Origin of the sequence: Zhouia spongiae (assembly GCF_022760175.1) — a bacterium.
Taxonomy (GTDB): domain Bacteria; phylum Bacteroidota; class Bacteroidia; order Flavobacteriales; family Flavobacteriaceae; genus Zhouia; species Zhouia spongiae.
Genome location: NZ_CP094326.1, coordinates 2,053,091 through 2,065,292, shown reverse-complemented (window position 1 = coordinate 2,065,292; position 12,202 = coordinate 2,053,091). Strand labels below are relative to the sequence as shown.

At 37.4% G+C, this 12,202-nt stretch carries 8 protein-coding genes; all 8 read right to left on the bottom strand.

The features are described from left to right. Window positions 1–7: 7 nt before the first annotated feature. The 8 genes from MQE36_RS09010 to MQE36_RS08975 all read right to left on the bottom strand — a co-directional run bounded on the left by MQE36_RS09010 (window position 8) and on the right by MQE36_RS08975 (window position 12,202). On the bottom strand, window positions 8–1,015 hold the full coding sequence (locus tag MQE36_RS09010; protein ID WP_242935650.1) for a zinc-binding alcohol dehydrogenase family protein: 1,008 nt from the start codon (window positions 1,013–1,015) through the stop codon (window positions 8–10). Between the two features lie 43 nt (window positions 1,016–1,058). Next, window positions 1,059–2,708 carry a glycoside hydrolase family protein gene (locus tag MQE36_RS09005; protein ID WP_242935649.1) on the bottom strand — a complete coding sequence of 550 codons (1,650 nt, stop codon included), beginning with the start codon at window positions 2,706–2,708 and terminating at the stop codon, window positions 1,059–1,061. A gap of 20 nt (window positions 2,709–2,728) precedes the next feature. Continuing rightward, window positions 2,729–4,567 (bottom strand): right-handed parallel beta-helix repeat-containing protein, encoded by a 1,839-nt coding sequence (locus tag MQE36_RS09000; RefSeq protein WP_242935648.1) that lies wholly within the window; start codon window positions 4,565–4,567, stop codon window positions 2,729–2,731. A gap of 62 nt (window positions 4,568–4,629) precedes the next feature. Beyond that, entirely contained in the window at window positions 4,630–6,927 is a 2,298-nt protein-coding gene (locus MQE36_RS08995) for a beta-galactosidase (RefSeq protein ID WP_242935647.1), read from the bottom strand. Between the two features lie 11 nt (window positions 6,928–6,938). Then, window positions 6,939–7,796 carry an endonuclease/exonuclease/phosphatase family protein gene (locus MQE36_RS08990; protein WP_242935646.1) on the bottom strand — a complete coding sequence of 286 codons (858 nt, stop codon included), beginning with the start codon at window positions 7,794–7,796 and terminating at the stop codon, window positions 6,939–6,941. 62 nt (window positions 7,797–7,858) lie between these two features. Continuing rightward, on the bottom strand, window positions 7,859–9,064 hold the full coding sequence (locus tag MQE36_RS08985; RefSeq protein ID WP_242935645.1) for a purple acid phosphatase family protein: 1,206 nt from the start codon (window positions 9,062–9,064) through the stop codon (window positions 7,859–7,861). Window positions 9,065–9,090: 26 nt separating this feature from the next. Next, window positions 9,091–10,470: an endo-alpha-N-acetylgalactosaminidase family protein gene (locus tag MQE36_RS08980; protein ID WP_242935644.1), complete on the bottom strand. Its 1,380-nt coding sequence runs from the start codon at window positions 10,468–10,470 to the stop codon at window positions 9,091–9,093. A gap of 154 nt (window positions 10,471–10,624) precedes the next feature. After that, window positions 10,625–12,202, bottom strand: a complete 1,578-nt coding sequence (locus MQE36_RS08975) for a RagB/SusD family nutrient uptake outer membrane protein (protein ID WP_242935643.1) — start codon at window positions 12,200–12,202, stop codon at window positions 10,625–10,627.

The window sequence follows — 12,202 nt, the reverse complement described above, 5'->3', positions numbered from 1 at the left end:
TTTTAGATTAAAATTCTACCGTGGCCTTTATAACTCCCGATTCCGGATTCGTCCAGGTATCAAAATGATTGATCATTTCTGAAAAATGTACAGAATGCGTGATAAATTTATCTGTAGGAAACTCAGGAAGTATTTCAATAACCCTTTTAAAATCTTCAAGAGTGGCATTGCGGCTGCACATTAAGGTCATTTCTTTGGCATGGATCGCAGGATGGTTATATGTTATATCACCTTTAGACAGGCCTACCAAAACGTATCGACCGCCATGCGCCATATAATCAGGAGCCGTCTCTAAAGCTTTCTTGTTTCCTGTTGCATCAAAAACTACCGAAGCCAGGTCGCCATTCGTTATTTCTTGTATTTGAAGTAGCGGCTCATTTGCAACATTCACTACATGGTCTACCCCGATCAAATCCCTGGCATATTGCAGCCTACCCTTATCCACATCGAGGGCTATGGTTTTAGCCCCCAGTAACTGTGCCTGTTTTAAGATGCCAATTCCTATCGGTCCACACCCTATAACAACTATAACTTCTCCTGTTTTGACGCCTGCTCTTCTCAGGGCATGTGCGCCAATAGCCAATGGTTCTACAATAGCCATCTGATCATCAGTAAGGTTATTAGCGGAAATTAACAGATCCTGGGGAACCACAATCTTTTCTTGCATTCCGCCATCGGTATGCACACCTAAAACCCTGATATCGGTACAACAATTCGTTTTTCCATTCTTACAAGCTATACATTTTTTACAGCTTATATAGGGCATTACCACCACTTTATCTCCAGCCTTTATGCCTTGCCCGTTAGCATCAATCTCTATGACCCGGGTTGCCAGTTCGTGTCCAAGAATTCTCGGATAGGTAAAAAATGCCTGATTGCCCATATAAGCATGAAGATCGGTACCGCAAATACCTACTTTATTAACCTTCAACAAGGCTTCTCCTTTTTTCCTTATCGGAGCTGACTTTTCTTTAAGTAAAAAATCTCCTGGTTTTTCACATACTATGTACTTCATACTTTTATTAAAAAATTTATGAATCTGTTTCTTTTTAAACGCATTACCTGACTTTAACCTCGGCCTCCAAATCGTTAGGAGTATTACCTTCAATACGGATGCTTAATTTAATATTATAATTATTACCCTTAATGAATTTATATTTTGATGACAACTTTAACTCAACTCTTTCAAACGGTTGCATGGGTTGAATTTTAGCAGCTGCAATCTTGAGATATTCATTCTTCTCCTTGACATAAATATCAACCGGAGTTACCGAAGAAGCCACCTGTCCGAAATTTTGAATTTCAACGCTGATGTTGGCTTTCTCTGATCCCTTTATAATTTCCGGATACCTCGCAGAAAGTATGGGTGCATTGTAGGTTACCCAGGGTAATCTTGTATAACCGAAAAGCAAATTTCCTTTAGTTGTCTTCCCTAATAGCTTGCCCACAAAGTTATCTGCTTTGAAACCATTCCCTTTTCCGTTAAATATTATCACCAGATCATCTCCTTGCTTTTTAGTCTCTGCCACCACCGATCCTCTTCCAAAATTAACTTCATCCGGAGCTCCAAACCGTAACGATTTTAAATCGATATCCATATGTGGATTAAACCCGTCTTCTGCCTTTATTAATAACTGAATACGCTTGCTTCGCGCTGTTATTTTTTTATTTCCCAACAGCTGTATCTGCCTGCCTACAGTTAACGGAATACTGATATTTTTTGAACTATGACCATCTCTGGGTCTATCTTCATGCTTAAGCGTATCGATAACAGCAAAGTTTGCCTGATATGCTCTTCCTAAATCATCTTGCAGAACCTTTATACGCTCGTATTTAAACCAATCTACCTGCGTGCCATCTTCATAAACAGCCAGTCCGGGCATATAAGCTTCTCCAGTATCGACCTTCCAGTTAACACCGTCTTTAGACCTTAAATAATAAGCTATCCTTCCGTACCAATCATTTACAATCATATGATATTGTATGTTGGTTTTCCAGACTACAGGATCTTCAAACCGCCCATCAACCGGGGGATAAACACTTGTATTCGACACCTGATTATAGGTGCTTTTACCGTCTTTACTAAACCAGATACCTCCACCCCTGCAAACCATTAAAAAAGAACCGTCTTCTCTCCTCGCAAATGATAAATTAGATAAGCCCTCAATGATAGGCCGGTCTCGTGGATCGAACTTAAAATTATCATACTCCCATGGACCATTAAAAGATTTTGAATGATAATAACCGTCTATGACATAAACTACATAACTTCCGTCTTTTAAACGAAAAGCTTCGGGATTATGCCCCGATCCTACTATGTCATTCACTTTATAGGGGCCTATAGCGTTATCGGCCACCGCATGAACTACGATCGAATGAAACCACTCCATATGCCCTTTGGGTGAATCTTCCCGCCATCGGCATACATAAAGATGGTACTTCCCGTCATCTCCCTTCAATATATTTCCTCCCCAATAAGAGTAATCTTTGTCTTCTATACCATTCGATACATCCCTGGGCAGAACATTCGCTGCCCCCCATGTATCTGAAGTTAGCTCACTTTTAAAAGGAATCGGCTGAAATCGATCCATAAAACGTCCGCCATACACCAGGCCTTTCCATTCGGCTGGACGCATTCGTTCTATTATTTGAGCATTAAGCAGATTACAGCTAATTACGAAAAGAGATAAATAACATATTTTTTTCATAGTATCGTTTCGTTTTGGTATTAGTTGAAGGTAAAATCTCCTGAGTCTTTTATTTTAATGTCCTTTTTAGTCATTTCATTTACATATATATCCTTTTGAAAATTCACATTTTTCAGATCGTTATTGTCCAGGATCACCTTTTGGCAATGCTCTAGGAAAAACATCGGGTCTGTACTTACTTTAAACTTATCCTGTAAAACCTCATTAATGACATTCCCTTTAAAAAGAAGGGTATTCGTAGATCTGGCAAACAATACCTGGGGAGATGAAATATCAAATTCGTTATCAATAATCTTAATATTGGAATGAACAAACCTATCTTTCTCAAAATCATGAGTCTCCGGCATAATAGCTATGGCGTACGATTTCGGATATGAATTATATCCGCACTGGATAAACTTATTCTCGCTTATCGTAACATCTTTAACCGGGCCAGATTCGTACCAGAAGTTGCAATCATCTGCAATCAGAATGGCATGCATCCCGGTTTTATAAAAAATATTACCAGTTATTACAGCTTTCTTCCTGGTGGTTAGTAATACGCCTCTGGTGTTGGTATGTTCAAACCTGTTATTCCTTATTAGTACCTCCGGTGTTTTTGAAATATTTTCAACACAATGTTTATCTGCTAATTGTTTTGGTACGTTTCGATCTATTTCTAATTCAATTGCTCTTTCAGATAGTTTCTTTACAGACTTTACTTGTGCTTTTTCATAAACCAACAGGGTTTTATTATCTACAAATCCAATGGTGTCCCCTATATCAAAAGCCTTTATATTCCATGTCTGATGATGCATAAACCTTACCCTGATCTTATTTTTTTCAGCATTAACAATTCTTAAATGAGTACCGTGCACGTTGATACAATCGTCATGAGAACCCGAAAACAAGCTGTTTTCTACAGTAATTTTTCCATGACACCCTGAAAAATGTAAAAAATCTGCAAAGGCAGCTATCTTCCTTCCCGATGCTCTCCTGGGCTGCCCGTTAATGCTATTCATGACAATATTCTCACAAAATTGACTCACCACCCCCATTCCGTGCATATAATGAAGATGAATATCTTCAAAAAGCAGCTCTTTGGAATAATGGTTCAATATACCGACACAGTCTCTGTAAGTATCCCGCATGGTCATTATATCTCCTTCCTTAAAGTCTGCTTTTGAAAAATCTCCTTTAAACATTAGTTTGCCATTGCCCAGGTCTGTTACTTTTGAATTTTTGAAAGGCTTCCATGAATCGTAATACATACCTTCAAATCTTGGATCGAAACGAATCGTATTTACATCTGCCGCTTTCCATCCATCTCCATACCATATTAATTTCTCGTTTCTGATAATATATTTCGAATCCCGGTGAACTTCTGCAATGACCCCGGCATCATCTGCTTTTAAAATTTTCATTTCTGACATGGTGGGTCTTTCATAATCAAAAGACAAACCTTTTACTTTTATATTCTTACAATTGTCTATAGCTATATGTATCATTTTACCATGAGCTACAATGAAGGTCTTATTTCCTTCCAAGGTAACATTCGTCATATTCTCCAAAAGGATTCCTATGCTTTTCTCTTTGCTCAGCGTATCAGATTCTGTAGCATTTGACACATAATATTCCTTATTCCGGGTACCATCAGGCCACAGATCTATCCGTCCTTCCGGAAACCTGATGATAGTTTCTTCATATTTAGATGCATCGGCTATTGCTTTTACAATAGAAGGTGAAGCATTTTTAAAAGAATAGGCCTCTACCCCATAATCTTTTAAATCTATTATCTTTTGTGCATCCGAATGAGACACGCAAACGATTATGAAAACAATAATCTTCAACACTTTACAATTCAGTTTTCCTTTTCTCATTGTTTATATTTATGCAAATACTTTTAACTGTTCTGAAGCAAACTAAAAACCAATTTCTACAATCAATCCAGATTTAAATTGATATCAAAACTATATTCCGGATAAATCTGAACATCGTTTATTCTTGACAAACCTTGTTTTCCCTTAAACTCATCTGAATTAATAAAATTATCAGATGATAAGTTTTTCATTTCTATTGTCATCCACGCATCAGGATAACGGTCTATATACCTTTTCAACCCGACTTTCCAACTAGTCCCGTTATAGAGATTATCTGTAAGTATCGTATCATTAATTTTTAGTACCAGATCACCTCCCTGATAATCAATTTTCATTATTAAATCACTACAATTTTCAGGCAATCTCTCCGGAATTCTAAATTGAAGTTCCTTCTTGGAAATACGCAAATCGGAAGTATCAATTTTTTGAGAATCCAATTTAGTTTCATAATGATAAAAAATACCCTCTCTGCCTAAAAAACTGAATTTAAAAGGTCTTTCTATTTTTTCACTCGGATCCGGATACACTTTTATTCCGAAATCGGGTTTATGAGTTTTTCTCAGTTCAATTTTGTCATTGAATTGTAATAAATCAGCATCGGCAATAACAAAATACTCTTGATCATCTAACGATACCCTCCAACTCTTCAAGGCTTGGTTCCGATCTAATAATTGAATTATTAATTTTTTATTCGTGTTATCCGTAATAACAATCGTGTTGTTGGTTCCTTTTTTATTTAAATAAACGATATTGTCCTCCTCACTCATATGCCAATCGGGGGCCTCTATATTTTTGACAGTATTCTTATCAAAAGCCAGTTCGGTATTAACGCTTTCCAATTCCATTAAAAACAATGCCAGGTTACCATTCTGATCTATCTTGGAAACTGGTTGAGCTGTCGCATACTTTAAAAGTACATTGTTTAGCTGTATATTGAATGGTAAAATAGCTGTAGTTTCACCTTTTAAAGTAAAAGGAGTTCTTGGTAGTTGTATGCTTTCTTTGGAAAGCTTTAAGCCGATTTGCACCTCTTTGTCAGGCATGGGTATTCTTACCTGGGTATTCCCTAAAAACAGAAAACCGGTATTTTCTTTGATCCTTACCACGTATCGAAGGCTGTCTGTATTTAGTTCGTTGCTTACAGGAAGTTCAGGATAAACCACTCCCATGGTTGCTAGTTCATTTCCAAAGTCATTTACAAAATGATGTAATATTTTTAAATTTTGATAAGAAGACCTGGGAAACCCGAATTCTGACAAGGGAGCCTGAAAATCATACGATTCAGGATATCCGGGCTCTTTTAAACCCGGCAACTGGATCCCTCCATGAAACATATAATAACCTATAAGGTTCATACCCCGCCCAAGTTGATTTTGCAAATGGGCTTCTACCACATGGGGTTCGACTACAAATCTGTTCTTATATTTCATCTGGCTCCCGGCCCCTTGTTCGCAAAGTCCCTTCGGGTACATTTCCGGATTGTAATACAATTTTCCTAAAGCATCCCCCAAAATCCACTGGTCATTGCCGTATAGAAAGTCTTTTGTGGGACCTCCTCCGCTTTTAGTCCACCCCCTGTATGGATATGCACCCTGTAATGGAAAATAGCCATACTCCTTATCATTAAAGACTGTATTCGCTGTAATACTAAAATAGGCCGGAATAATTTCATTCCTTAAAGCCATACTCCGTAACGAGTCAATATGTGCAGCTTGTCCGGAAGCATATTCATTTTCAAGCTGAACTCCTATAATAGGGCCTCCTTCATTCAAATAAAGCCCGTCTGTTTGTTTTCCTATCTGTTTAAAAAGTTGTTCTGCTTCATTTAAATATTCCGGAGAATTACTTCGCTTTCCTCGCATATTATGAATCCACTCCGGATGCCCTCCGTATAATTGTTCGCCATGACTCCATGGTCCAATTCTAAGCCAAACGTACATTTGATGTTTTTCACATAATTTGATAAATTTCTTCAGGTTCTTATCACCAGACCAATCCCATCTTCCCTTGGGGTATTCATGCGCATTCCAGAATACGTATGTTGCAACGATCGAGAGGCCGGCACTTTTCATTTTAACTATTTCTTCTTCCCAATATTTTTCGGGATATCGTACGTAATGGAACTCTCCCATTATAGGCATCCAGGGCTTTCCATCTTTAAGAAAATACTGATTATTTGCTCCAAATTGGTTTATGGCATTTGGATGTGGTATTATTTTATAAGGAGGAGTCGTTAAATTATTTTGATCATTGCTGGCATCTATCTCATAAACTTTGTTTTGCCCGTTTATGACTAACACCGAAAACGTTGCTACAATACACAATACGGTATTTACAACCAGTGAGTAAGTTTTAATCATTATTATTATTTTTATAATTGAACCTTTATCAATACAGGAAAATGATCTGATGGGAATTTTAAATTATAACTATTATTCAATACCGAATATGACAATACCTCAATGTTGTTTCCGACAAAAACATAATCTATTCGTTCCTTTGGTATTTCATGGTATTGAAATGCATTAAAAGTTGCTTTAGGCCCATAAGGGATACTCTTACTGACAATTCTTGAATCAGATAATCCATTAGAGGTTAGTTGCTCATAGGCAGAACTCTCCGGATTAAAATTAAAGTCGCCGGTTATTATTACAGGCTTGCCGTTTGTAAATTCTTTAACCTTTTTATTTATTAATTGAGCACTATGGTATCGGGCATTAGCACCTGTACTATCAAAATGTGTATTGAACACATAGAATTGGTCTTGAGTTTCCCTTGACTCAAATAATCCCCATGTACATATTCTTGTGTAACCGGCATCCCAAGATTTACTGATTTGACAGGGAGTTTCAGAAAGCCAAAACGTACCGCTTTCTATTAATTCAAAGCGTTCTCTATTGTAAAATACAGGATTGTATTCCCCTTTCACTTTACCATCTTCACGTCCGTTGCCTATCCAATCATATTTAGATAAATGATGTTCAAAGTACTTAACCTGATGTAAAAAAGGCTCTTGCATCCCTATAATATCAGGATTAAAATAAGCTAATAATTTTATCTGGGCATCTTTACGGTTTACCCAGTCGTTTTCCTTTAATTTCCCTTCATTAAATACAGCCTCATCATATCTTACATTATAACTCATTACAGTTATTTTCTCCTGGGCATTTAAAATTCCAGAGGCTGAAAATGCTATCAACAAAAGCCAATAAACATTATTTTTGATCATAAAAACTTTTACCATAATGCTTTAAAAATAATCTGTTGCCATGCCTTTAATTCTATTTCTTGTTAAACTGTATATCTTCCTATAATCGATCCGTCGTCTTTAATCATTTCAGTTTCCAGGTTTTCAAAATTTGCTTTCAGGTGAATTAAAGTCCTATTGCCTTTTTGTGGCCCTCCACCTATAATAATCGGATAACTATGCTCGGTTGTTGGAGGATGGATCCCATACGCATGTGTATGCCCGGAAATAACCATAGCTATATTGTGTCTCTCGAAAACGGGATGAAACAACTTTCTGCAATGCATCGTCCCATGCCCGTTACCAGAGTAAAATGGAGGAATATGCATAATCACTACCTTATATTTACAATCTGAAAATTCGCTTTTTGAAACTTCATTTTCTAACCATCGGGCCTGTTCTTCCCGAAATTCGTCAAAGTTGACTATTCCTCCATATTCAGGATGCTCATCTTCTTTGTCTTCACCGGAATCCAATACTATAAAATGAACCGGCCCCTGCCTGAATGAGAAATAATACTCATCATGGTCAGGATAAGTAAAATATCCTTTAAGTTGCCGGGCATATTTCCCTCTGGTTTCATGGTTTCCACGTATCATTAAAAACGGAGTCTCAGTTGCAAACAAATTGGTACAAGGAACCAACAGGTGATCTATTATTTGTCTTTCATCAGTCTGATAATCAAACATATCTCCATTAAGTACTACAAAATCAAATTTTAATTGTTCCGCCAATCCAAACAGATCATAAAAAGAATCAGGCCGATCGTGAATATCATTTAATATAACACAAGAAACACTTCCTGAATCTTTTTTAGGGGTCGTAAAACTAAAAGCCTCTGAAGTTATTTTTTCTCCATACTTTAAATCATACGGATCAAAACTTAATATTTGCTTGCTTACGACCCTGTAAAAGTATGTTGTCTCCGGCTTTAGATTTTTTAATATCATTTTATTTAACCTGATATCTGCATCTACTAATCCATCTCTTGATGAGCATGCAATATTGTCGAAACCATTTTCTCCAAACTCAACCCAGCTATGTGCATTGCTGTTAATTATAAACATTACAACTACCATATCGTGGTTTAGGTTTTGAAGATAAGGGAGGGTTAAAAAACCGAAAGAATCTTCTTTACTTTCCGATTTAGCCATGTCTGTAGGGAGCACAGGTAAAATTGCACCAGTAAACATCACAGAAGAGGTGTTTCTGATAAATCTTCTCCGGTCAATACGTTCATTCTTCATCATAAATTATATTTAGGTATTCAGGCTTTTTAGAGTCGTGGCTTCAATAAATAAGGCTGTTGTTTTTCAAGATTTAAACTTATAAAACCATTTTTAACACTCAGGGTTTTAACTTTTTCCAGACCACCTGTTGTAATTTTATATAGGTCCACTCGTTTAAAAGCACTCCAATCGGCAAGTAGCTGATACTTTTCATTAATACCGGCACCACTATAGGCTACCAAGGAAGGTTCTTTCTTCCATACGGGAGGCAAAAGAATCGTATTTCCCTTTCTAAGTATTACTTCATTTTTGCTGATGGTACTGTCTTTAAGCGAAACTCTTAAATCATGATCGTAATAAGCTATCCGCTGAGCTCCGGCACCTTCAACATATTTTCGACGATGCTTATTCAAAAAGAAATAAGGAATACTGTTTAAATAGAACTTTCTTGCAAACCTTCTCTCCCAGGTATCATTTTCTTCTTTGGTTCTATATTTATTAGGCCATATGGGTTCTCCATACATGCTTGTCCCAAATAAAAATCCTAACCCAAAATCGCTCCATTCCATATCAGGATTAATGCCACTACCGGTATAAATAGCTGCGGGAGTTTCAAGGTATTGTTCCTGTGTTCTATGATTAAAATGCCATGCAAAAGGAACATAACCAGTCATATAATCCATAACCCATTCGCTGGTAACATCTAATCCGTTTTTTTTCCAATACGCTGTTGCTTTTACCTGGTATGCAGCTTCCATAACAGAAGTTTCCTGATGTCCTTCACTCGCTCTTGCTATCCAAGCATCCGCATGGATTGTACCGCTATTTTTTAATTCTGGAAGGAGTTTTAAAAGACTGTCGATCCTTTTTTGAGTCCACCCTGATTCCCATTCCCGTTTGTAATTGATTTGATATGCTTTACGATTATTGTAATTCCCGATGACTAACAAATCACCTGATCTTTTTTTTGATATAAGATCATTTTCAACATAAGTTTCCCATAATGGACTATCTTCATAAGCATCTGTCATATTAATATGCAGACTCACAGCTGTATTGTATTTACGTGCCTCTTTCATCAGCCAAAGCAAGCCCTCCCTTGCATTGGTATCCTGAGGTCTTTTTAAGGCTTCATTAACTTCAAACATGGCCGGATACTTATCATCGTGACCATTGTATTGCCATCCTACCAGATAAATAATCTTAGGAACCTGCATTGTTAACTGGTCTGCTTTTTTTATAAGTTCCAATGCTTGTGAAAAGTTGCAATAAACTTTTGTACCTCCTTTCCCATCGGGAATAGAGAGTAACATCTTCATGACCAGAGTCTGTGAATAGTCATGGTTAAACTTTTGAAGTTGAGCATGAGTGTTTTGAGCAATCAGGCACAAAACAAACAACTGAACAATTGTCTTCTTTATTAACATATTGCTGCTATATATGATCATATTCTGTTATAAACTGTAGCCCTGGAAAGAAATCATTAAATGCTTCCGGGCTACAATCCATAACCAACCAAATTAATCTATGTGAATAATTATAACAGGGTATGACTAAAACTTAAAATAAGTTATAATCAAACTAATAACCTGTATTTTGATTGAGGTTCGTATTCTTGTTAAAAGCGTTTTCCGGTATAGGCCAAAACTCATAATGAGGCTGATAAACCAAGGTAAAACTTGTACCATTGGTCAGAGGCATATCATCATTTAACTCGGTATTGGCTATTCCCCATCTTCTCAGATCAAAATATCTCCAGTTTTCCAGGGCAAGCTCAACACGTCTTTCCCTCCTGATACGCGTTCTCATTTCCGTTTGAGTCAACCCGTCAGGTAAATCGGGCATCAACACATCGGGTCTGCTTCGAACCGTATTGATCGCATCATAAACTTCTGCTGTAGGGCCATCTACTTCATTCTTAGCCTCTGCATACATTAGCAGCACATCCGCGTAACGCAAAATCACCCAATCCTGATCGCTTATTACATTCGTTGCCAAATCATTCTCAAAAGGCACCGGCATAAACTTTTTAATTCCGTAACCTGTTTCATTGTCACCAGGAGTAAAAGTCTCATTGGCTGTAATGCCTTCCCAGTTTCCCCCCAGAACCACAAAGGTCATGTCGAACCTCGGATCCATATTTTGGTAATCGTCAACTTGTGAATCTCCTTCACTTGGCAATGGCCTGGCTACCAGATTTCCACTATTATCCTCATAATCAGAAATCAGGTCGTAAAAAGGCTGAGCTCCCTGCCATGCTCCAATGGTTCGATTAGGGCCGGGGTTAGGATAATTGGTAGGAGCATTCCATTGTATGGAGAACAATATTTCTTTATTATCCGCTTGTCCGGATTTAATAAAAATATCACTATACGAAGGCGATAAATCGTGAACTGTATTCCCGATAAAAGATTCACCCACTTCAACTACTTTGGCATAATTTTCCATAAGTAAATATGCATGCATCTGCAATGCCTGTGCACTTCCTTTCACGGCTCTTCCCGTAAAGATCTCATCCGGTAAATGTGTGGCTGCAAAATTTAAATCATCGACAACTTGCTCCAATACCAGGGTTCGTTGCTGTGCTTCCTGCCCTGCCGGCAAATTACCTATTGGGTTCTCTTGGTCTACCTCAGTAGTTAAGACTAACGGAACATTTCCATAGGTTCTGGCCAACTGATAATAAAAGAAAGCCCGCAAGAAAAGTGCTTCTGCTAAAAATTTATTTTTCTCATTATCGCTTAGAAAGTCCACCGTTTCTACTACTTCTTTGAAAAAATTAGCTCGTTGAATTCCTTTGTAACAATGAGCATACAGATTACCCACCACACCGTGAGTTGTGGCATTGATCCCTGCCGTACTGATGGTTTTAGCCCCGCAATAATCATACCTGGTATAACCATTATCCGTCATCATATCTAATTGCGCAGGTGCGTATGGACTTGATCCCCAGGTAAAAGGCCAGCTGCCATCAAAATAGTAATCCGTAAGTGTGGAATACACTCCGGTAAGTCCGGTTTCAACCTGTGAAACATCATTAAAATAAGCATCCTGAGATATTTCTGTGAGTGGCTGTTGATCTAAAATATCATTATCACATCCCCAAAAAACTATTGAGAATAATAAACATTTGAATATATTTCGCATTCTTGAATTCAT